At 66.5% G+C, this 20,645-nt stretch carries 20 protein-coding genes and 1 riboswitch; of the genes, 7 read left to right on the top strand and 13 right to left on the bottom strand.

Translation table 11 applies throughout. The annotated features are described in order from the left end of the window. Window positions 1–53: 53 nt before the first annotated feature. Window positions 54–245 carry a hypothetical protein gene (locus FHS96_RS08315; RefSeq protein WP_429589120.1) on the bottom strand — a complete coding sequence of 64 codons (192 nt, stop codon included), beginning with the start codon at window positions 243–245 and terminating at the stop codon, window positions 54–56. A 188-nt stretch (window positions 246–433) separates the two neighbouring features. Here FHS96_RS08315 and FHS96_RS08310 point away from each other — a divergent pair, with 188 nt between their 5' ends. The 3 genes from FHS96_RS08310 (at window position 434) to FHS96_RS08300 (ending at window position 2,210) form a co-directional block, all read left to right on the top strand. Then, entirely contained in the window at window positions 434–763 is a 330-nt protein-coding gene (locus FHS96_RS08310) for a hypothetical protein (protein WP_429589118.1), read from the top strand. Window positions 764–833: 70 nt separating this feature from the next. Beyond that, complete coding sequence (locus tag FHS96_RS08305) at window positions 834–1,163, top strand: YnfA family protein (protein WP_429589115.1); 330 nt, start codon at window positions 834–836, stop codon at window positions 1,161–1,163. 498 nt (window positions 1,164–1,661) lie between these two features. After that, the gene (locus FHS96_RS08300; protein ID WP_429589112.1) at window positions 1,662–2,210 is read left to right on the top strand and encodes a Ros/MucR family transcriptional regulator; all 549 of its coding nucleotides are present in this window, start codon (window positions 1,662–1,664) and stop codon (window positions 2,208–2,210) included. A 110-nt stretch (window positions 2,211–2,320) separates the two neighbouring features. On the opposite strand, the gene FHS96_RS08295 is transcribed toward FHS96_RS08300, so the two are convergent. From FHS96_RS08295 to FHS96_RS08275, 5 genes are all read right to left on the bottom strand, one after another. Further along, window positions 2,321–4,228, bottom strand: coding sequence for a hybrid sensor histidine kinase/response regulator (locus FHS96_RS08295; RefSeq protein WP_429589109.1), 1,908 nt, complete (start codon window positions 4,226–4,228; stop codon window positions 2,321–2,323). Window positions 4,229–4,505: 277 nt separating this feature from the next. Beyond that, the gene (locus FHS96_RS08290; protein ID WP_429589106.1) at window positions 4,506–5,075 is read right to left on the bottom strand and encodes a TMEM165/GDT1 family protein; all 570 of its coding nucleotides are present in this window, start codon (window positions 5,073–5,075) and stop codon (window positions 4,506–4,508) included. Window positions 5,076–5,165: 90 nt separating this feature from the next. Then, window positions 5,166–5,276, bottom strand: a riboswitch (yybP-ykoY riboswitch). A 26-nt stretch (window positions 5,277–5,302) separates the two neighbouring features. Beyond that, entirely contained in the window at window positions 5,303–6,742 is a 1,440-nt protein-coding gene (locus tag FHS96_RS08285; RefSeq protein ID WP_429589103.1) for an efflux transporter outer membrane subunit, read from the bottom strand. Beyond that, window positions 6,739–9,927 carry an efflux RND transporter permease subunit gene (locus FHS96_RS08280; RefSeq protein ID WP_429589100.1) on the bottom strand — a complete coding sequence of 1,063 codons (3,189 nt, stop codon included), beginning with the start codon at window positions 9,925–9,927 and terminating at the stop codon, window positions 6,739–6,741. The genes FHS96_RS08285 and FHS96_RS08280 overlap by 4 nt, the downstream gene beginning before the upstream one ends. 7 nt (window positions 9,928–9,934) lie before the next feature. Next, entirely contained in the window at window positions 9,935–11,167 is a 1,233-nt protein-coding gene (locus FHS96_RS08275) for an efflux RND transporter periplasmic adaptor subunit (RefSeq protein ID WP_429589098.1), read from the bottom strand. 288 nt (window positions 11,168–11,455) lie between these two features. Here FHS96_RS08275 and FHS96_RS08270 point away from each other — a divergent pair, with 288 nt between their 5' ends. Further along, the gene (locus tag FHS96_RS08270; RefSeq protein WP_429589095.1) at window positions 11,456–11,767 is read left to right on the top strand and encodes a hypothetical protein; all 312 of its coding nucleotides are present in this window, start codon (window positions 11,456–11,458) and stop codon (window positions 11,765–11,767) included. Window positions 11,768–11,793: 26 nt separating this feature from the next. On the opposite strand, the gene FHS96_RS08265 is transcribed toward FHS96_RS08270, so the two are convergent. Further along, window positions 11,794–12,126: a hypothetical protein gene (locus FHS96_RS08265; RefSeq protein ID WP_429589092.1), complete on the bottom strand. Its 333-nt coding sequence runs from the start codon at window positions 12,124–12,126 to the stop codon at window positions 11,794–11,796. Window positions 12,127–12,280: 154 nt separating this feature from the next. Between FHS96_RS08265 and FHS96_RS08260 the strand changes: the two genes are divergently transcribed. Further along, window positions 12,281–12,568 (top strand): hypothetical protein, encoded by a 288-nt coding sequence (locus tag FHS96_RS08260; RefSeq protein WP_429589089.1) that lies wholly within the window; start codon window positions 12,281–12,283, stop codon window positions 12,566–12,568. A 6-nt stretch (window positions 12,569–12,574) separates the two neighbouring features. Here the strand turns inward: FHS96_RS08260 and argE are convergent, their stop codons facing one another. The 3 genes from argE to hemN all read right to left on the bottom strand — a co-directional run bounded on the left by argE (window position 12,575) and on the right by hemN (window position 15,829). After that, window positions 12,575–13,762 carry an acetylornithine deacetylase gene (gene argE / locus FHS96_RS08255; RefSeq protein ID WP_429589087.1) on the bottom strand — a complete coding sequence of 396 codons (1,188 nt, stop codon included), beginning with the start codon at window positions 13,760–13,762 and terminating at the stop codon, window positions 12,575–12,577. A 50-nt stretch (window positions 13,763–13,812) separates the two neighbouring features. After that, on the bottom strand, window positions 13,813–14,436 hold the full coding sequence (locus FHS96_RS08250; protein WP_429589084.1) for a Crp/Fnr family transcriptional regulator: 624 nt from the start codon (window positions 14,434–14,436) through the stop codon (window positions 13,813–13,815). Between the two features lie 70 nt (window positions 14,437–14,506). Then, window positions 14,507–15,829: an oxygen-independent coproporphyrinogen III oxidase gene (gene hemN, locus FHS96_RS08245; RefSeq protein WP_429589081.1), complete on the bottom strand. Its 1,323-nt coding sequence runs from the start codon at window positions 15,827–15,829 to the stop codon at window positions 14,507–14,509. A 133-nt stretch (window positions 15,830–15,962) separates the two neighbouring features. Between hemN and FHS96_RS08240 the strand changes: the two genes are divergently transcribed. Together FHS96_RS08240 and FHS96_RS08235 are read left to right on the top strand one after the other, a co-directional pair. After that, complete coding sequence (locus FHS96_RS08240; protein ID WP_429589078.1) at window positions 15,963–16,652, top strand: OmpW/AlkL family protein; 690 nt, start codon at window positions 15,963–15,965, stop codon at window positions 16,650–16,652. 100 nt (window positions 16,653–16,752) lie between these two features. Continuing rightward, the gene (locus tag FHS96_RS08235; protein ID WP_429589075.1) at window positions 16,753–17,154 is read left to right on the top strand and encodes a GFA family protein; all 402 of its coding nucleotides are present in this window, start codon (window positions 16,753–16,755) and stop codon (window positions 17,152–17,154) included. Here FHS96_RS08235 and FHS96_RS08230 read toward each other — a convergent pair. From FHS96_RS08230 to FHS96_RS08220, 3 genes are read right to left on the bottom strand one after another with little or no spacing between them, the layout of a single operon-like run. Then, a complete protein-coding gene (locus FHS96_RS08230; RefSeq protein WP_429589072.1) occupies window positions 17,145–18,155 on the bottom strand; it encodes an aldo/keto reductase in 1,011 nt (336 codons plus the stop codon). The two genes, FHS96_RS08235 and FHS96_RS08230, sit on opposite strands and share 10 nt — an antisense overlap. After that, a complete protein-coding gene (locus tag FHS96_RS08225; RefSeq protein WP_429589069.1) occupies window positions 18,152–18,994 on the bottom strand; it encodes an amidohydrolase family protein in 843 nt (280 codons plus the stop codon). The genes FHS96_RS08230 and FHS96_RS08225 overlap by 4 nt, the downstream gene beginning before the upstream one ends. Next, window positions 18,991–20,634 carry a rhamnogalacturonidase gene (locus tag FHS96_RS08220; protein ID WP_429589066.1) on the bottom strand — a complete coding sequence of 548 codons (1,644 nt, stop codon included), beginning with the start codon at window positions 20,632–20,634 and terminating at the stop codon, window positions 18,991–18,993. Before FHS96_RS08220 ends, FHS96_RS08225 begins: the two co-directional genes overlap by 4 nt. Between the last annotated feature and the right edge of the window lie 11 nt (window positions 20,635–20,645).

Genomic DNA, 20,645 nt, shown 5'->3' with positions numbered 1-20,645 from the left:
GATCCTTAGAGGCGGCATGGCGACAGAATCAAGCGGATGAGGCGCGATGCCCCTCAGTTTGCCGAAGGGGATTGCGACCGCGGCGTGGGCGGCTGCTGGCGGCGCGCGATCTCATCGATCAGGGCGCGGATCAACTGGTCGAGCGCGCGCATTCGCGTCTCTCCCGCCGCGAGCATCGCCTGCAACGCGCCATCGTCCTGCTGGCGGAGCAGCTCCCTGAACGTCGCGATCGTCGCATGATCCATGGGCAGTTCTCCCCCGCGTCATCATAGCAGGCGGGATCGGTCGCCGCGCCGGAAAGGTCCACGATGGAGCAATCTGTCGGATGTACGCGGATCAGCCGATTGTTACGGAACGTTCATGTTGGCACCCAATGCGGGTGACGAGATTGGCTCGGCCATGATCAAAGCCGCGGCTTCTGTGGGGCAGTCGAATGGCGGAACGCGTATACTGGATCAGTTTCCGATTGGCGGATGATGGCGAGGCGAGCGAGCGTGAACAGGCGCTGGTTGGCGTCGTGCGCAAACTGGCTGCGACCAGCGGACCATGCTGGCAGAGCAATCCGTCATTCCTGATGTTTCGTTCGGCCTATCCCCTCGGCACCGTGGCATCGCGGGTGGCCGGATCGATCAATACCGCGCGGGATACGGCGGTGGTCGGCATCGTGGACCAGCGTGGCGGTTGGGCGATCGGCGTACTGGAGGATCGCGACATCCTGGAACTCGTGCCGGGCATGAAACGCGCGTCGAGCGTCATAAACTGATCTTTACGGCGAACTGGCGGATCGACGGGAATTGCTTCCCGGTGCCGCCACTGCGTGCCACTAGCGGGGCATGCAGTATCTGACCTACTTCGCCGCAGCCTTGGCCGAGATCGGCGGCTGCTTCGCGTTCTGGGCATGGCTGCGGCTCGATCGATCGATACTGTGGGTTCTGCCCGCTATGGTTTGCCTGGCGCTGTTCGCCTGGCTGCTAACCTTGGTGGATACGCCGGCGGCAGGGCGTGCCTACGCGGCCTATGGCGGGATTTATGTGTGCACCGCCCTGCTCTGGATGTGGGGCGTCGAACGGATCATACCCGATCGCTGGGACCTGGCCGGCGGCCTGCTGTGTATCGCAGGCATGTCGATGATCCTGTTCGGCCCGCGATCTGCGGCCGCCTGAAAAAAGTCGTCCGATTTCAGTGGCGGTGATCTGCAGCACAGCGGTGTGCCATCGCCCGGCCTAACAAGGCGCTGCGACCCGACGGTGGCTTAGCCACCATCCACTGGCGGCCGGAGCTCCCCCGCTCCGGCCGCCATCTTTTTAACAATCGCAACTTGTTGGACGACGCCTGCAACATCGATGATTGTGGACGACGCCCAAGCGCCCGACTACTCGGTGCAGCATTTTTATAAACCGCGTTTTCATGGACATACCACGGAAACAATCATGGTTTCGTGCATTGGTTCTGTGCTGATTCAGGAAAGGGCGAATGTCGGCAAATCGGCGCTGGTCACAGCGGCTGCTCCAAGGCTCTGTCGCGATCGATTCTCACCCTTTGGATACGGTATATTCATCCAATGCTGACCCGAAAAAGGGCATTGTAAGATGCTTTATTGATTTCTATCAGGGCATTTGGCATTTGGATGTCAAAATGGATCTACTTATTGGAGGAATTGCGTGTCCGACACCTCGACCCTAACCCAACTCACAGCCGACATCGCGGCGGCTTTCGTTTCAAATAACCGGGTTGCGGTGGGCGAGATCGGCGGCCTCATCGGCTCGGTCCACGATGCTCTCGCCAAGCTCGGCGGCGAATCGGTACCGGCGGAACCGGAGTATGTTCCGGCCGTCACCGCCCGCAAATCACTGGCTGATCCCACCCGCATCATCAGCATGATCGACGGCAAGCCCTATAGCTCGCTCAAGCGCCATCTGAGCAGCCATGGCCTGACACCGGAGCAGTATCGCCAGCGTTATGCGCTGCCGCCGACCTATCCGATGGTTGCTCCGGCCTATTCGGAACTGCGCAAGACGCTCGCCAAGAAGCTTGGCCTCGGCCGCAAGCCCAAGGCAGTGGAAGCGGCGCCGGTCGAGGTCGCAGCGCCCGCTCCGAAGCGTGCGCGCAAGCCCCGCGCTGCTGCAGCCGAAGCGCCCGCCGCGCCGGTGGTTGAGGCCGCCGCTGCGCCGAAGCCGGCCCGCAAGCCGCGTGCGAAGAAGGCTGACTAAGTTCGACATGGCGTAAATAGCGCCTAAGGAAAGTGCCGATCCTCTTCCAGTTTTCCCAGAAAAACTGGAAGAGGATCGGCCTTTTCTATTTGTGCCCGTAGAAAGGATGTTTATCCGCTGAGCAGACCGGCCAGCGCGCGGGTCAATGTTTCCCGGCTATAAGGCTTGGCAACGATGACGAATCCGTCGGCATTGCCGCCGGCGATCTCCGCGCTATAGCCGGTCGCGAGGAGGATCGGCAGGTCTGGCCAGCGTTCGAGGGCCATGCGCGCCAGCGCGATGCCACCGCATCCGGGCATGACGATATCCGAAAACAGCACATCCGGCTGTTCTTCCTGTAGCTTCGCCCAGCCATCTTCGGCGCTGTTTGCGCTGGTGACGCGAAAGCCCATCTGTTCGAGCAGATCGCCGGCAAAGTCGCGGACATTGTCATTATCTTCGACCAGCAGGATGCTGCGGCCTGCGGGCATCAGGCATAATTCGCTGCCAGAAGCGGTGGCGATGTCGGCCGGTTCGGTGGAGCGCGGCAGGATGAGGCGGACGGTGGTGCCGACCCCGGCTTCCGATTCGATCTCAGCACGCCCGCCCGATTGCGCAGCGAAGCCGTGGATCTGCGAAAGCCCGAGGCCGGTGCCCTTGCCGATCGGCTTGGTGGTGAAGAAAGGCTCGAACACGCGGGAGAGGATCTCCGGCGGCATGCCCGATCCTGTATCGCTTACCGACAAGCTGACGCTGTCACCCGCGCCCTCCGCGGCCGGCCGGTTGGCGGTGGCGAGCGTCAATACGCCGCCGTCCGGCATCGCATCGCGCGCGTTGAACGCGGCGTTGAGCAGCGCCGTTTCAAGCTGCGCATCGTCAGCATCGACCGGCCAGAGATCGTCGGCGAGATCGAGTCGGACGGCGATCCGGGCATCGAGCGTGCGCGACAGCACCTCTCCAAGCGCGTCGAGCCGGAGGTTGAGATCGATGCGGCGCGGGTTGAGTGACTGGCGGCGGCCGAAAGCAAGCAGATGTCCGGTCAGGTCGGACGCACGATCGACCGTTTCCATGATCGCATCGAGATAACGCTGCCGTTTGGTTGAGGATAGATTCTCGGTCGAAAGCAGTTCGGCGGATCCGCGAATGACCGTCATCAGATTGTTGAAGTCATGCGCGATGCCGCCGGTCAGTTCGCCCAGAGCCTGAAGCTTCTGCGCTTGAAACAGGCTGATGCGCGCCTGCTCCAATGCTTGCTGCGCCTGCCGACGTTCCGTGATGTCACGCGTGATCTTCGCGAAGCCAGCGAAGCCACCCTCGTCATCGAGGATCGGATCGATGATCACGTGCGCGAAGAAGCGGGTGCCATCCTTTCGAACGCGCCATGCCTCGGTTTCGAATTTGCCCTCCGCGAGGGCGGTCGCCAGCGTGCGCGCGGGTTCGCCGGCGGCGCGATCCTCTTCGGTGTAGAAGCGCGAGAAGTGGCTGCCGACGACCTCCTCAGCGCGATAACCCTTGATCGCTTCGGCGCCTGCATTCCAGTTGGTGATGCGGCCTTCGGCATCGAGCATGTAGATCGCATAGTCGCGCACGCCCTGCACGAGCAGGCGGAAGCGCTGTTCGCTGTCGTATAACGCGCGCTCGGCAGCGCGGCGTTCGGTGATGTCGCGGGTGACTTTGGCGAAGCCGAGCAAGGTGCCATCCGCCGCGCGGATGGCGTCGAGCACGGCATTGGCCCAGAAGCGCGTGCCATCCTTGCGCAGCCGCCAGCCTTCGGCCTCGAACCGCCCCTCGGCGGCCGCGGTGGCGAGGGCGCGGGCGGGGGCGCCAGCGGTACGATCCTCTTCAGTGAAGAAAATCTCAAAGTGGCGGCCGAGAACCTCGTCCGCTTCATATCCCTTGAAGCGCTGCGCGCCCGGGTTCCAACTGGCGATGATGCCACCCGGATCGAGCATGTAGATCGCATAATCGGTGATCGCGTTGACGAGCAGTCCGAAACGGTGCTCGGTCAGGTTCGTCTGCGGTTGCGCGCCGTCCGGCATTCCCACCCTGTCAATATCGCGTCCCCACGCCGTGATCGCCGGTTCTAGCGCCGCTTGGGGCGGGCGCAAGGCTGGTTTGATCCCGCGCGGGTGTATCGCGGCCCGCAGGGGAGCCGATCGAGTGATCACTATCACACTGGAAGAAGAGAAAAATTTTCGTCCGTGACGTTCGACACACCTGTTGATGAGTCGTGCGGCTAATCGGGCTTCGCGACCCGAGGGTGGCTTCGGCCACCGTCCACCTGGGCGGCCGGAGCTTGCTCCGGCCGCCGCTTTTTCACAGGATCGCGGCGGTCCGGGCGAGCATCCATATACCCAGGATGAGAAAAGTCGCCGCCGCAACGACGCGGATCGCCGTCATCGGCACGCGGCGAAGCACCGCTTCGCCGAGCAGGACGGCAGGGATGTTCGCGATCATCATGCCGATCGTCGTGCCGAGCGTGACCCACAGCAGGGTGCGGAACTGCGCCGCGAGCGCTACCGTGGCGATCTGGGTCTTGTCCCCCATCTCGACGATGAAAAAGGCGATAATGGTCGTGACGAATGCGCCTGCGCTGCGGCCCGGCCGATCAAGCCCTTCGTCGCTGTCCGGCACGAGCGTCCAGACGGCCATGACGATGAAAGAGATCGCGACTGCGTAGCGGAACCAGCGCGCATCTATCAGTGCCGCAACCTCGCTGCCCACCAGCGCAGCGAGCGCATGATTGGCGAGCGTCGCGGCGAGGATGCCTGCGATGATCGGCCATGGGCGCTTGAAACGCGTGGCGAGCAGGATGGCCAGCAGTTGGGTCTTGTCGCCGATTTCGGCAAGCGCCACGACCAGCATGGATGTGAGCAGGGCTTCCAACAACAGTCTCCGGGCCAGGCGACAGCGAATCCAACGACATCGCAAATCCCGCCCGGCCCGAGCGAAGATGCGACGTCATTGGTCTCGCCCGAACGGTGCCCCGTTCCCGCCGCGCCACGGCCTCTCGGCCGAGTATGTTGACGCGGTAGCCCGGCACGATGTGCCGGTCGGCTACTCCCCAGATGACGACGCCCGGGTAGGGAAGGCGCTGCCGGATGGCAAGCGCCTTATGGCTGCGCAGCCACCTCTTCAGGGCCGCGATCAGTGACGGTCAGGAGCGCGTCGCCGCCGAGCGCGCGGTAGAGCGCGACGCGGTTGCTGGCGCTGGTCAGCCGCACGTTCGCCAATGCCTGCCGTGTCGAGTAGAGCGTCCGCTGCGCATCGAGGCTCTGCAGAAAGGAGTCGATGCCGCCGCGATAGCGGGCGTCGGCCAAAGTGTAGGTGTCCGATGCCGCCGTCACCTGGCGTTCGCTGGCGGTGACCTGCGCCTCGATCGTGCCGCGCCGCGCCAGCGCGTCCGAAACTTCGCGGAACGCGGTCTGGATGGCGCGTTCATAGGTGGCGAGCGCGGCGTCGCGCTGCGCCTCGCTGAGCGCGACGCCGGCGCGGCCGGCACCCGCGCGGAAGATCGGGTAGTTCGCATCGGCACCCGCCGACCAGGCGAAGGAGCCGCTGTCGAACAGCGAAGAGAGCGCATTGCTCGCGAAACCGAGTAAACCCGTCAACGAGATCGTCGGGAACAGTGCGGCACGCGCGGCGCCGATCTCGGCATTGGCGGCGCGCAATTCATATTCAGCCTGAACCACGTCGGGCCGGCGCAGCAGGATGTGGGAATCGAGCCCGGCCGGCAGCACGCCGATGGTCGTCGCAGCTTCCTCGATCGACTTGGGCAGCAACGCCGGATCGATCGGCGCGCCGACAAGCAATTGCAGCGCATTGGCGTCCTGCGCGAGCGCGGTGGTCTGCTGTGCGATGTCGGCGCGGGCGGTTTCGAGGATCTGCTCGGCCTGGCGCAGGTCCGATCGCGGTGCGATGCCGCCCTGCAGCCGCGCGCGGGTGAGGCCGACGCTGCGCTCAGCATTGGCGGCGGTATCCATCGCGATGGCGAGCAGGCTGGCATCGGCACCATAGGCCAGCCACGCGTCGGCGATGTCGCCGACCAGGGTCAGCCGCGTAGCGCGCGCGGCGGCTTCGGTGGCGAAATAGCGGTTTTGCTCAGCGCGGCTCAGCGAAGCGAGGCGGCCGAACAGGTCGATCTCGAACGCGTTGATGCCGGCGTTCGCCGAATAGCTGCTGCGCGGCCCGTTGTTGACGACATTGTTGTTGCCGCCATTGTCGCTGCGGGTCACGCCGCCGCCGACATCGACCTGCGGGAAACGCGCGGCGCGCTGGATGCGATATTGTGCGCGTGCCGCCGCGATGTTGGCGGCCGCGATCCGCAGGTCACGATTGTTGACCAGCGCCTGTTCGACCAGCCCCTGCAGCCGCGTATCCGTAAAGATCTGGCGATAGCTGACCGCCGGCAACGCCGCCTCGCTCTCGCGCAGATAGGCATCGCCCGCGGGCCAGGACGGCGGAACCGGTGCCTCGGGCGTCACATAACGAGGCGCCATCGAGCAGCCGGCGGAAAGCAGCGCGGTGGCAAGGACGAACGAACGGCGGATCATGCCGGTGCTCCCTCGGCAGGCTTTTTGCGCCAGCGCTTGAACGCATCGCGCGCGGTGCGGCGCACGATCACGAAGAAGAGCGGAATATAGAAGATGGCGAGGACGGTCGCGGTCAGCATGCCCCCGATCACTGCGGTCCCGATCGCGACGCGGCTGTTGGCGCCGGCACCCGTCGAAAGCGCCAGCGGCAGCACGCCGAAGATGAAGGCGAGGCTGGTCATCAGGATCGGGCGCAGTCGGATGCGCGCCGCCTCAATCGCAGCCTCGATCACGCGCTTGCCCTTGCGTTCCTCCTGCTCGGCGAACTCGATCATCAGGATCGCATTCTTGGCAGCGAGACCCATCGTCGTCAGCAGGCCGATCTGCAGATAGACGTCATTCTCCAGCCCGCGCAGCGTGACCGCGAAGATTGCGCCGACAAGCCCAAGCGGAATGATCAGCAGCACTGCGATCGGGATGCTCCAGCTTTCGTAGAGCGCGGCGAGACACAGGAAGACGACGAGGATCGACAGGCCGTAAAGCAGGGGCGCCTGCCCCGAGGACAGCCGCTCCTGATAGGAGAGCCCCGACCAGGCGACGCTGGTGCCGGGAATTTCGGCGGCAAGCTCCGCGATCCGGTTCATCGCGTCACCGGAACTGTAGCCGTCTGCCGCCTGGCCCTGGAATTCGAATGAGGGAAGCCCCTGGAAGCGCGAAAGCGTGCTCGGCGCGGTCGACCAGGAGGTGCGCGCGAAGGCGGAAAAGGGCGTCATTCCGCCGCTGTCGTTGCGCACGAACCATTGATTGATGTCCGAGGGTTCGTTGCGATAGGGCGCATCGCCCTGCACGAACACGCGCTTCACGCGGCCGCGATCGACGAAATCGTTGACGTAGCGGCCGCCCCACGCGGTCGAAAGTGTGGAGTTGACGTCGCCTTGGGCGAGGCCCAGCACCGCCAGCTTCTGATGATCGACATCGACCTTCAGGGTCGGATTGTCGGGCAATTCGCCAAGGCGGACGTTGCTGAGCAGCGGATCGCGGGAGGCGGCGGCGAGCAGCTTGTCGCGCGCGGCGATGAAGTCCTCGCTGGACATGCCGCTGGCGTTCTGGAGCTGCATCGAGAAGCCGTTGGACTGGCCGAGGCCGCGGATCGCGGGCGGAACCAGCGCGAACACCTGGGCATCGCGAAAGCCGCGGAACGCCGCCGAAGCGCGCGCCACGATCGCGTCAGCACCGTTTTCCGCGCCCTTGCGCTCGGCCCAGTCGGTGAAGTTGATGAAGCCCTGGCCAGTATTCTGGCCCGCCGCGGCACCACCGCCGCCGCCCGAAACGGTGAACAAAGTCTGGATATTGTGCGCTTCATTCTCGGCGAAATATTTTTCGACCTGGCGTGCGACATCATTGGTGCGGCCAAGGGTCGAGCCCGGCGGCAGACGGACCTGCAACGACGCGGCGCCCTGATCCTCGGTCGGCAGGAAGCCGGTGGGCAGGCGCAGGAACAGCACGACGAGCAGCGCAACGATCGCCGCGTAGACGAGCAGGAAGATCCATTTGCGCTCGACGGTGACCGCAACTGCGCGGGTGTAGTGCGCAACGCCCTGGTCAAAGCGATGGTTGAAGCCGTCGCGCAGCCGGGTGGTCAACTGGCCCACGCGCGGGAAGCGGCGCTCGATCCAGCCGTCTCCGGGCTGCCCCTCCTTGGTGCGGCGCTTGAGCATCGTCGCAGTCAGCGCCGGGCTGAGGATCAGCGCGACGAACACTGACAGCACCATTGCCGCGACGATCGTCAGCGAGAACTGCTTGTAGATGACGCCGGTCGAGCCACCGAAGAAGGCCATCGGCATGAAAACGGCGGAGAGCACCAGCGCGATCGCGACCAGCGCGACCTGGATTTCCTTCATCGACTCGATGGTCGCCTCGCGCGGCGTCATCCCCGGATTTTCGTCGAGCAGCCGCTCGACATTCTCGACGACGACGATCGCATCGTCGACGAGAAGGCCGATCGCCAGCACCAACCCGAACAGGGTCAGCGTGTTGATCGAGAAACCGACCAGATAGAACACCGCGAAGGTGCCGAGCAGCACCACCGGCACCGCGATCGCCGGGATCAAGGTCGCGCGCCAGCTCTGCAGGAACACGAACATCACGATCACGACGAGGATGATCGCCTCGACCAGCGTGTGCACCACCTCGTCGATTGAGAGGCGGATGAAAGCGGTGGTGTCGTTGGCGTAGCCATGCTTGAGGCCGGCCGGGAAATTCTTGGAGAAGCGATCGATCTCAGCCTTCACCAATTCGGACGTGGCGAGCGCGTCCGCACCGGGCGCGGTCGAGATGGCAATGCCGGCGCCGGGGTGGCGGTTGAAGCGGGTGAAGGTCGAGTAATTCTCCGCGCCCAGTTCGACATGCGCGACATCCTTGAGCTTCACGATGCCGCCATCAGTCTGCGTCTTCAGCACGATGTTGGCGAACTGCTCGGGGGTCTGAAGGCGGGACTGCGCGGTCACCGTTGCGTTGAGCATTTGTTCCAGCGGCTGCGGCTGACCGCCGACTTCGCCCGCCGCAACTTCGGTGTTCTGGTTCTGGATCGCGGTGATGACGTCCGACGGCATCAGCGCATAGCTCGTGAGCCGGTCGGGGTTCAGCCAGATGCGCATCGCATAGGGCGCGCCGAACACATTGGTGTCACCCACACCCGGAATACGCGCGAGCGAATCCTGCAGGTTGGACGAGAGATAATCGGACACGTCCCGGTTGGTCATCGTGTCGGTCTCGTCATAGACCGAGACGATCATCAGGAAGTCCGGATTGGACTTGGTGACGCGCAGGCCCTGCTGCTGCACCTGCTGCGGCAGACGGGTGAGCGACTGTTGCACCTGGTTCTGCACCTGCACCTGCGCGATATCGGGATCGGTACCCTTTTCGAAGGTGGCGCTGATCGTCACCTGGCCGCGCGAGCTGGACGTCGAGCTGAAGTAGAGCAGGCCATCGATGCCGGTCAGCGTCTGTTCGATGACCTGCGTAACGCTGTTCTGGATGGTTTCGGCGGACGCGCCCGGATAGGTCGCCCGGATGTTGACCTGCGGCGGTGCGACATCGGGATATTGCGCCTTGGGCAGCAACGTAAGCGCGCCGATCCCGGCGAGCATCACGATGATCGCAAGCACCCAGGCAAAGATCGGCCGATCGATGAAAATGCGTGACATCGATCCGTCAGCCGCCCTGGGCCTGGCCGCCGCCGCCCTTCGCGCCGCCGCCCTTCGCGCCACCGCCCTTCGGCGGGACGATGCGCTGCGGTGCCGATGCAGGCACCGGTTTGATCTGCGCGTTCGGCCGCAGCTTGTTGATCCCCTGCGTGATCACCTTGTCGCCGGGGTTGAGGCCGCTGGTCACCACCCAGTCGGTGCCCTGCGTCTGCACCGCGGTCACCGAGCGTTGCGTCGCGACATTGTTGGGGCCGACCACATAGACGGTCGCCTGCCCCTTGGCATCACGCGCGAGCGCCTGCTGGGGCACGAGGAAGGCGCGTGTATTGACCGACTGCGCGAAGCGCGCGCGCACGAACATGCCGGGCAGCAGCAGGCCATCCGGATTGGGAAAGCGCGCCCGCAAGGTGACCGTACCGGTATCAGGATCGACCATCACCTCGGTGAATTCGACCGTGCCGGGGCGGGGATATAGGCTGCCATCCTCCAGCGTGATCGTTACCTGCGCGCTGCCCGGCGCGGCACCGCCCTCGGCAAGCGAACGGCGCAGCGTCACGAGTTCGGCGCTCGACTGCTGGATATCGACGAAGATCGGATCGAGCTGCTGGATCACCGCGAGCGGATCCGCCTGGTTGGCGGTAACGAGCGCGCCGACGGTGAACAGCGAGCGCCCGATGCGGCCGGTGATCGGAGCGGGGACGGTGGTGAAGCCGAGATTGACGTTGGCCGTGGCGAGCTGTGCCGAGGTCTGCGCGACCGACGCCTGCGCCTGCCGCGCGGCAGCGGCGGCATCGGTATAATCCTGCGCGGCAACGGCCTCCATCTCGGCCAGCGGCTTCAGCCGCTCGGCGCGCAGCCGCGTCGCGTCCGCATTGGCGCGCGCGCTCTGCACATTGGCGCGCGCCTCGTCCGCCGCGGCGCGATAGAGACGCTGGTCGATCTGGTAGAGCGTCTGCCCGGCGTGCACGATCGTGCCTTCGGTAAACAGGCGGCGCTGCAGCACGCCCGAGACCTGCGGGCGGACCTGCGAGACCTGGAAGGGGTTGACGCGACCGGCCAGCTCCGTGGTGATCGGCACGCTGGTAGGCTGCACGGCGACGAAGCCGACTTCGACCGGGCCGCCGGCGCCGCGCCGCTGATCCTGCTGCTCGCCACCGCCGGAGCAGGCGGAAAGGCAAAGCGCGGCGATGAGAATCCGCCAACGGACACGACGGCTGCACGGCAGACAGCGATGATTCATCAATTCCCTACGACCGGTCTAGGAGCCGGTCGAATGCGCCGGCGGTTGGATTTGATCGCTGCCATGATACGCCGTGCCCCCAGCGTCGATCCATGGTGCGCTGCAACGGCTTAGACCAGATTTTCCTGCAAGCCAATCGCAGCGTGCATCCAAGGGATATGGAAATGTCGGCGATGCAATAAGCCATCCTGCAGATGCGAAATAGCCGACTGGTTCCGATCGCATCACCGATGCGCTACGCGCGGTTTATGCTCGACGGCTATCGCGACATCATAATCTGGATCAAACATGATAATCTGGATCAAACATGGATCGGGGCTGAGCGATCCGGTGCTGCATTTTCATGCCGGGATGCTGGTTCTGGTCGCGGCGCGCCTCTTCTGGCGACGGCCGTTGGCAAGTTTCGTGCCGCTGGCGGTGACGCTCGCGGCGGCGCTGGCCAATGAAGTGCTGGATCGCATTATCCTGGGATCATGGCGCTGGCCGGACACGCGCAGCGATCTGTTTCATACCCTGGTCTGGCCGGTGCTGCTGAGCCTTGGCGCGTGGTTGCGGTCACGCTGGTCCGCGCTCGGCCGGTCGCGCCGCGGGCGACGCTGACCGGCCGGGTGCTCGTGCCGCCGCGCTCAGCGCGACGGCGGATCGCTGGCCGGAAAGGATTCGTCGGAGGCTTCGTCTGCGGCGTCCCAATTGCCGACATCGCCGTCGCGCATCGCGGCGGGGCCAGCGTTGCGCGTCTGATCGAGATTTTCGGCGTCGGTCTCGCCCTCGGCAAACGCCGCGCCATGGGCGCCCGGCTTCGGCGTGCGACGCAGCAGGTCCCTGGCCGCGCCGAAGATGCGGCCGCCATACCAGGCCAGTGCGATGCCAGCGCCGATCCCCGCCGCGATGCCGGCGGCGGTGCCGATGCCGATCTGCGTCCTGGCTTCCGCGGCGTCGGTGGTCTGCTTCTTCGCCATGTCCGATGTGCCTCCCGTTGACGGTGTCTGTTGAGATGGAGCGCCTCCTCTGCCGCACCCGCACCGAATCAGCCAGCCCCGAGGTTGCCCGCGACGTCAGCGCTGCGCTAGGGGAGGGCATGGCTTTTCCGATGTACGCCGGCCGCCGCCGGGCATGACCCTGCTTCTCATCGGAACCGCGCTGATCGCCTTCATCGTCGGCACCGTCGCGGCGCTGCTGTCCCTGTCCGATCGGCAGCGCGGGCGCACCTGGATGTGGTTCATCCCGCTCTGGGCGGCGCCGATCGTGCTGACATTGGTGATCGTGCTGCGCGCGGTGGCGGGCGACGCGCCATCGGGTGAGGATGCGCGCGTCACCTTCGCCTTTCTACTGAGCATCGTCTGGGTGCCGGCGGCGCTGGTCGGCTGGACGTTCGGTCGCGGCGTCTGGCGGCGGCGTTGACCGCCTTCAGCGCGCGAGCAGATCCGCCAGCCGGAGCATGAAGGCGGCGCCGCGCTCGATCTGGGCGATGTCGACATATTCGTTGGGCTGGTGCGCCTGCTCGATCGATCCCGGGCCGCATAGGATGGTGGGAAAGCCCGCTTGCTGGAACTGCCCGGCCTCCGCCGCGTAGGAGACCGCGCGCAGCGGACCATTGTCGCCTGCCAGCCCGCGCGCGAGGCGCTCGGCGGCGCCGTCCGGATCGGGCGCCATCGCCGGCGTTCCCGACAGCCGCTCGACCTTGATGCCGGTTCCCGGGAAGCGGGCGCGCAACGCGCCGTCGGCCGCATCCGCCTCGGCGAGGAAGGTCGCGAGCAACGCGGCCGGATCCTGACCGGGCAAGGTGCGCAGGTCGAAGGTGAAGCTGCAGCGGCGCGCGAGGATGTTGACTGCGGTGCCGCCCTCGATCAGCCCCACCGTCAGTGTTGCGTGCGGCGGCGTGAAGGGGGATGCCGGATCGCCGCCGGCCTGCAATTCGGCGGCGAGATCGGCGAGTTGCGCCATCAGTGCGATCGCAACCATGTTGGCCGACACGCCGAGATGGGTGAGGCTGGAATGCGCCTCATGCCCGGTCACCGTCACCCGCCAGGCCGAAATCCCCTTGTGCGCGCCGACCACCTGCATGCTCGTCGGTTCGCCGACGATCGCGGCGGCGGGCCGGGGCAGCGTCCGGACGATCTGATCGATCATCGCCGGCGCGCCGAGGCAGCCGACCTCCTCGTCATAGGAAAAGGCGAAGATGGCGGGGCGCTTCAGCCGTCCGGGTTCGGCGAAAATCGGCGCCGCGGCGAGCGCGAGTGCAAGGAAGCCCTTCATGTCGCAGGTGCCGCGACCGTACAGCCGCTCGCCCCGGCGGGTGAGCACGAACGGATCGCTCGACCAGTCCTGCCCGTCTACCGGCACCACGTCGGTATGGCCGGAAAGCACGACACCGCCTTCCTCGGCGGGGCCGACCAGCGCGAACAGATTGGCCTTGGCGCCGGTCGCATCGACGACGCGAGTCGAGGCGATGCCGAGAGCTGCGAGCTTTGCCTCGACATAGTCGATCAGCGCGAGGTTGGAGTGGCGCGACGTCGTGTCGAAGCCGACCAGGTCGGCGAGCAGTGCAGTGGCGTCGGCGGCGAGACGGTGGGCGTCGGGGAGGGCGGTGGTCATGGGGCCGACCCTAGGAGCGAAGCGTGACGGAACCAAGCGGCGCGCGCCGATCAACCCGCCAGCGCCCGCAATCCCTCCCGATCGACGAGCTGCACCGCGCGCCCGCCGGGAAGGCCGATCAGACCGGCGCGTTCCAGCGCGGTCATCTGCCGGCTGACGGTCTCGATCGTCAGCCCCAGCAACTCGCCGATCTCGCTGCGGCCCATCGGCAGCATCAGCATGTCGTCCCCCCCGAGGGTGGTGCGTCCGGCCATGTCGAGCAGGAAGCCGGCGACCTTTTCGCGGGCGTCGCGCCGGGCCAACATCAGCATGAAGCGGCGCGCATCGTTGAGCGTGTCCAGCGCGCGGCGCAGCAACTGGCGCACCGCGGCGGGATGATCGTCGAGCAGGGTGGCGAGCGCATCGTGCGGATAGACGCACAGCTCCGCGTCGGAGAGGACGATGATCGTGTCGCGCGCGCCCGCCTCGAACGGCTCGCCGACCAGATCGCCGGGAAACAGAAGGCCGGCGATGTGCGATCGTCCCGCCGCATCGTCCCGCACGATCTTGAGCACGCCGCTGACCACGGTGGCGCAGATCGAGGCGGGGTCACCCGCCCATGTCAGGATCTGGCCGGCGCGCGCCCAGCGCTGGCGCGCGATGGCGTGCAGCGGAGCGATCTCATCGTCCGGCAAGGCAGCACACATCCCAATGTCGCGCACCACGCACGCCGTGCAGCGTGCCGGCGCGCAGGGCGCCTGGCCCTCACACCGCGGTGCTGAATCGTCCTGCATCGGTCTGCCGATAGCGATCGAAGGAGGCGGCGATGGTGCGGGCATAGGGACGGGCGTCGTCGGCCAGGATCAGGCGCGATCCCCGCCAGCGCACCAGCCCTGCGGCCTCAAAGGCGTGCAGCCGCTTCCGCGCGACGGCGGGCGCCTCGATGTCGGCGATGTCGGCCGCGCCATGGGCGAGGATCGCTGCGATCGCGCGACCCTCGCGCTGCTCGGCGGCGGTGCGGTGCAAGCCGCGCGCGATCGGCAGGCGGCCGGCTGCGATATGCGCGCGGTAGAGGCCGCTGTTCTTTTCGTTCTGCAGCAGCCGGTCGGGGAAGGCGCTGATCGCGCTCGCTCCCATGCCAATCAGCACCTCCGCCCCATCCTCGGTGAAGCCCTGGAAATTGCGGCCCAACGTGCCGGCCGCGGCAGCGCGCGCGAGCGCATCGTCCGGTCGCGCGAAATGATCGAAGCCAACCGCGACATAGCCCGCGTCGACGAGCATCGCGTGCGCGAGTTCGGCCTGGCGGAAGCGGGCGCGGGCATCAGGCAGCGCGGCGGCGTCGATCCGGCGCTGGCGCGGCACCATGCGGGGGACATGCGCGTAGCCGAACACCGCGAGCCGTTCGGGGGCGAGCACGAGGGCGGTCTCCAGCGTTTCGCTCAGGCTGGCGTCGGTCTGGCCGGGCAGGCCGTACATCAGGTCGACATTGATCGACCCGACGCCGGCATCGCGCAGCATCCGTACCGCCTCGGTCACCAAGACGGTCGGCTGGACGCGGCCGATCGCCGCCTGGATCGCGGGATCGAAGGTCTGCACGCCAAGGCTGGCGCGGGAAACGCCGGCGGTCGCCAGCGCAGCGGCAAACGCCGCGTCGAAGCCGCGTGGGTCGATCTCGACCGACAGCACCGGCTCATCGCAGTTGAAGGACGCCCGCAGCTTGTCGACAAGCGCGATGAAGGTCACCGCGGGCACGACATCAGGACTGCCGCCGCCAAACGCGATCCGCCTCACCCGGCCGCGCTCGCCGAGCCGTTCTGCGATCAGGTCGATCTCGCCTGCGAGCGCATCAAGATAGGCGGTGAGGCGTGCAGTGCGGTTGGCGGCGCCGGTGTTGCAGCCGCAATACCAGCAGATCTCGCGGCAGTAGGGCACATGAAGGTAGAGCGAGATCGCCTCGTCGGGAGCGATCGCATCGAGTGCGCCGGCCATGTCGGCGGGGCCGATGCGATCGTGAAATTCCACCGCGGTCGGGTAGCTGGTGTAGCGCGGCACCGGGCGTGCCAGTAGATCTTCATGATAGGTCCACATGCAACGTGGCGTGCCTGCTTATGCCACGGGATACCTTGACCGGCGTCAAATCCGCGGCCGGCATCGGTCAATGCCGGGGGGCGGGCCGGCTCCTATCGCCACATCTGTTCTGACGAAGAAGGGAAGAGAACAGATGAAACATGCAGCCGCAGCCGCCATCACCGGGGCCATGCTGACGGCCATCGCCGCGTCGCCCGCCGCCGCGCAGACGGAAGAACGCACCGGCATCCAGGCTGGCGACGTGCTGCTGCGGGCGCGCGCGATCATCGTCGCCCCCAATGAGAAGTCGGGCAGCGTGCTGCCGGGCTTCCCCGGTGAGAAGGTGAGCGTCGACAACAGCGTGATGCCCGAGGTGGACATCACCTGGATGGCGACCGACTGGATTGGTTTCGAGCTGATCGCCTCCACCACCAAGCACAGCGCCAGCGGCCGCACCGGCACCACCGGCTCGATTGGCAAGCTCGCCTCCACCTGGGTGCTGCCGCCGACTTTGACCGCGCAATATCACTTCAACCCCAAGGGCCATGTGCGGCCCTATGTGGGCGCCGGCGTGAACTACACGATCTTCTGGAACGAGAAGGCGTCGAGCGGGCTCGAGGCGGCGGTGGGCGAGACGCGCGTTCGTATGAAGGACAGCTTCGGCTGGGCGGCCCAGGCGGGCATCGATATCGATCTGACGCCGCGCGTGTTCGTGAACGCCGACGTCAAATATATCGATATCGACACCAGTGCGCGGCTCGATACGACCGCGGCGGGCACGCAGCGGGTGAAGCTGCACCTCGATCCGCTGGTGTTCGGCATCGGCGTCGGCATCCGGCTTTAAGGCCGATTGGCATCGCTCTGCACAATCGCTAGGAGCCGCACCAGCCGCGTCCCAACAGGTGGGATGCGGCTGATGTGGTCATTCTGGGGAGAGGGGTGTCATGGGCTTGACCGGAGGATGCCAATGCGGCGCGATCCGCTATGAGGTCGAAGGCGATCCGCTGACCCACGCTCTGTGCCACTGCATCGACTGCCGCCGGTCGGCAGGCGCGCCGATGGTGGCATGGACGATGTTCCCGACCGAGGCGATCCGCATCACCGGCGCGCCCACTGCCTATGCGTCGTCCGCGCATGGCCGCCGCATGTTCTGCGGCATCTGCGGCACCGGCCTGTTCTACATCAACGACGAGAACCTGCCCGGCATCACCGATATCCAGAGCGCGACCTTCGACGACCCGGATGCGATCCCCGCGCAGGCGCATGTGCAGGTCGCCGACCGGATCGGCTGGATGGAAAAGGCGCACGAACTGCCCAGCTTCGAGCGTTACCCGCCTCAGGACTGAGCGGCGGGCACAGGCGCTTCGGCGGGCAACAATCCTTCGGCTATCAGCGCGGCCCAGAAGGTCTGCGGAATCGCTTCTTCCAGCATCGCTAGCGCGTCGGCGACTTGCGAGGGCCGGGCCATGCCGGGGATGACGCTGTCGACCACCGGATGCGCCAGCGGGAATTGCAGCGCGGCGGCGCGCAGCGATACGCCGAAGCGCGCGCAGAGATCCTCGATGCGGCCGACGTGCTCGACGATCTCGGCGGGCGGCGGGCCATAGTCGAAATTGGCGACGCGGCCGGAACGGACGCCGGTGGCGAGGATGCCCGAATTATAGGCGCCGCCGATAACCAGCCGCACCCCACGCGCCTCGCACAGTGGGAACAGGCTGGCGAGCGGCGACTGATCGAGCAGCGAATAGCGGCCGGCGAGCAGGATGATGTCGAGATCGCCATGCTCCAGCATTTCCTCGCACACCGCGACCTCGTTGACGCCGAGGCCGATCGCCGAGACCGCGCCGCCATCGCGCAGTTCGCGCATCGCACGATAGCCGCCGTCGAGGAAGGTGCGGAACAGGCTGGCATGCTGATCGCCATGCGCGAAGCTGCCGATGTCATGCGCATAGAGGATGTCGATCCGCGAGCGCTGGAGCCGCTTGAGGCTGCTCTCATAGGATCGCATCACCGCGTCATAGCTGTAATCGAACACGCTCTCATAGGGCTCGGGCGAGACGAACGCCTGGCGCGGTTCCGACAGGTCGGTGCCGGGCGCGACCGGATCGAGGCGACGGCCGATCTTGGTGGAGATCATCGCGCTCTGCTGCGGATCGAGCTTCGCCAGAGCCGCGCCGAGGCGCTTCTCGCTATGGCCGAAGCCATAGTGCGGCGCGGTGTCGAAATAGCGGATGCCGGCATCCCATGCCGCGGTCACCACCGCTTCGGCGTCGGCATCGGAAACGGCGCGATAGAGATTGCCGATGCCGCCGGCACCGAAGCCGAGGCGGCTGAGAGGAAGTGTCACGCGGTCTGCTCCAATCCGTAGAAATCATTGGCGGCGCCGAAGAACAGGCGCTCGGTAGCGGTGCTATCGAGGGCGGCGAGGGCATGGACGGTGGTGATCCAGTCGGCATAGCTGTCCCCGGCGTGGAGCAGCACCGGCCAGTCGCTGCCGAACATCAGCTTGCTGCCGAAGCTCTCGATCAGGTGCGCGACATAGGGGGCGAGTTCGGCGGCGGGCTGGCCGGGCGCCTGTTCGGTGCGCAGGCCGGAAAGCTTGCACCAGACATTCGGCCGCGCGGCGAGCGCGGCGATGCCCTCCGCCCAGGGTTCGAGTTGATCGTCGCGCGCGGCCGGCTTGGCGCCATGGTCGACGACGATCGGCAGGTTGGGCCAGCGATCGGCGAAGGTCGCGATCGCCGGCAGATGGCGCGGCTGGATCAGCGCATCGAAGCGTAGCCCACCCGCGATCATCGCCTCGATGGCGGGATCGAGCGCGGGATTCAGGATCCAGTCGGTATCGTCGATGCCCTGCAGCATCGGCCGGAGCCCGACCAGCTTGGGCCGCGTGGCGAGGGTGGCGACGCGCTGCGCCGCGTCCGCCGCGTCGAGCGGCGCCCAGCCGACGATGCCGAGTACCAGACCATCCTCGGCGGCGGTCGCCTGCATCCAGTCCGTATCGCGATCGTCGGGCTGCGACTGGACCAGCACCGCGCCGGCAAGCGCGGTGTCGGTGGCGGCGGCGCGCAGATCCGCGGGCAGGAAATCGCGGTAGATCGCCGGCCAGTCTGCATCCGGCCAGCTATGGCCGGGGCCGCCGATCGTCCAGAAATGGACGTGCGAGTCGATAATCCGCAATGTCATACCGCGCTGGCTCCCTTGGTGTCGGTGGTGACGAGGCTGCCGATGGTTACGTCCTTGCTCGCGCGTGAGTCGACGGTTCGGTTGCGCGGGGAGGGCGATGCGATGCCGTCGACGATCGCGCCATCGACATTCCGTAGCGCGATTGCCGGCCGCGCGTCGGGCGTGTCGGTGCGGAAGCTGCAATCGTCCAGCCGCAGCCGGCGGGCGTGGCGCGCGTAGATGCCATAGGCCGGCAACGTGCCGAGATAGCTGACCTCGAGGCTGGTCTCGCGGCGATACTCGGGCTCGCGCGCCGCGTCCGCCGCGGTGCCGCCGCCCTCGGCGACGACCTCGACGCCGGTGAAGCTGACATCCTCGATCGGCCCGTCCGTCACGCCCTCGACACCGCAGGGGAAACGCTTGTCAGCGCCGGTGACCAGCACATCGTCGAAGCGGACGCCGCGGATGCGGCCGAGCGCCGTGCCCTTGGGTGCGCGCATCCGGGCGCCGTGGTGGACGAACAAGGGATGGTTGACCGGCCGGCGCATGACGATGCCCGAGACCGACACATTCTCCAGCGTGCCGCCATCGACCACGCCCATCAATATGCCGCGCGTATGGGTGCACACGCAGTCGCTGATCCTGATGTTGCGGAAACCGCCATTGCTCTCCGTGCCCAGCTTGATCCGACCGAGCGGCCCGAGCTTGTCGGGGGCGGGATAGTCGGAGGGGCGATAGGTGCCGTCGAGCAGCGAGCCCATCAGGAAGCCGCTGGTGCGGCAACCCTGAACGATGATGTCCTGGCATGGCACGGCGCGGCCGAGCGCATAGCTGCTCTTGAGCACGATCGCGTCATCCTTGGGCGCATTGACCGTGCAGTTGACGACGCGCACGTCGCGGCAGGCGTCGATATCGATGCCGTCGCGATCGGTGTCGATCACCACGCCCTCAATCTGCATGTTGGTGCAGCCATGCGCGATGATGCCGAAATGGCCGGCCTGCAAGATGGTGAAGCCGGTCAGCCGGATGTTGCGGCAGTTCATCAGCCCGATCGTCTTGTTGGCGCGGCCGACCTGCGCCTGTTCCTTGGCGTCGCGCAGCGCCAGTTCACGCGGGGAAATGCCGGCCGCCGCCGCGGACTGCCAGCCGGCGCGGGCATGCCAGCGATCTCCCGGCCCCTCGCGGTCTAGCCCCAGCCCGTGGAACATGCCGGGGCCGGTGATGCTGGCATTCTTCACGCCATCGCCGCTGATCAGGCTGTTGCGGACGTGGGTGATGCCGAAATCCTGGAACTGCTCCTCCAGGTAATTTTCGGGCGGATCATAGTTGGCGCCATACGTGTCGGGATCGGCGGCGACGATCACTGTGCCCGCGGACAGTATCAGTTCGATATCGTCGCGCAGGCGGATCGAGAAGCAGAGGTAGCGGCCGGGCGGCACCAGCACGGTGCCGCCGCCGCGCTTCGCGGCGGCCTCGATCGCGCGGTTGATTGCCGGGCTGTCGATCGCCTTGCCGTCGCCGCGCGCGCCATGTTTGCGGACATCCTCGAAGCTGCCGGGGGGCAGGGCGGCAAGCGCTGGGCCGGCTGCCAGCAGCGACACCGCACCGGCCATTGCCGTTCGCCGTGTGCAGGCAAAACCGCCCTCATGATCAATTGTCAACGCGACCCTCT

Origin of the sequence: Sphingomonas zeicaulis (genome assembly GCF_050433225.1) — a bacterium.
Lineage (GTDB): Bacteria > Pseudomonadota > Alphaproteobacteria > Sphingomonadales > Sphingomonadaceae > Sphingomonas_D > Sphingomonas_D zeicaulis.
The sequence above is the reverse complement of the archived record's forward strand: the minus strand, read 5'-3'. Positions and strand labels throughout refer to the sequence as shown.

Coding starts and splice junctions, on each gene's coding strand:
- FHS96_RS08240 (WP_429589078.1), top strand. CDS start 15,963: ATGAAACATGCAGCCGCAGCCGCCATCACCGGGGCCATGCTGACGGCC.
- FHS96_RS08305 (WP_429589115.1), top strand. CDS start 834: ATGCAGTATCTGACCTACTTCGCCGCAGCCTTGGCCGAGATCGGCGGC.
- FHS96_RS08235 (WP_429589075.1), top strand. CDS start 16,753: ATGGGCTTGACCGGAGGATGCCAATGCGGCGCGATCCGCTATGAGGTC.
- FHS96_RS08285 (WP_429589103.1), bottom strand. CDS start 6,742: ATGATCCGCCGTTCGTTCGTCCTTGCCACCGCGCTGCTTTCCGCCGGC.
- FHS96_RS08270 (WP_429589095.1), top strand. CDS start 11,456: ATGATAATCTGGATCAAACATGGATCGGGGCTGAGCGATCCGGTGCTG.
- hemN (WP_429589081.1), bottom strand. CDS start 15,829: ATGTGGACCTATCATGAAGATCTACTGGCACGCCCGGTGCCGCGCTAC.
- FHS96_RS08315 (WP_429589120.1), bottom strand. CDS start 245: ATGGATCATGCGACGATCGCGACGTTCAGGGAGCTGCTCCGCCAGCAG.
- FHS96_RS08310 (WP_429589118.1), top strand. CDS start 434: ATGGCGGAACGCGTATACTGGATCAGTTTCCGATTGGCGGATGATGGC.
- argE (WP_429589087.1), bottom strand. CDS start 13,762: ATGACCACCGCCCTCCCCGACGCCCACCGTCTCGCCGCCGACGCCACT.
- FHS96_RS08280 (WP_429589100.1), bottom strand. CDS start 9,927: ATGTCACGCATTTTCATCGATCGGCCGATCTTTGCCTGGGTGCTTGCG.
- FHS96_RS08265 (WP_429589092.1), bottom strand. CDS start 12,126: ATGGCGAAGAAGCAGACCACCGACGCCGCGGAAGCCAGGACGCAGATC.
- FHS96_RS08295 (WP_429589109.1), bottom strand. CDS start 4,228: ATGCCGGACGGCGCGCAACCGCAGACGAACCTGACCGAGCACCGTTTC.
- FHS96_RS08275 (WP_429589098.1), bottom strand. CDS start 11,167: ATGAATCATCGCTGTCTGCCGTGCAGCCGTCGTGTCCGTTGGCGGATT.
- FHS96_RS08225 (WP_429589069.1), bottom strand. CDS start 18,994: ATGACATTGCGGATTATCGACTCGCACGTCCATTTCTGGACGATCGGC.
- FHS96_RS08260 (WP_429589089.1), top strand. CDS start 12,281: ATGACCCTGCTTCTCATCGGAACCGCGCTGATCGCCTTCATCGTCGGC.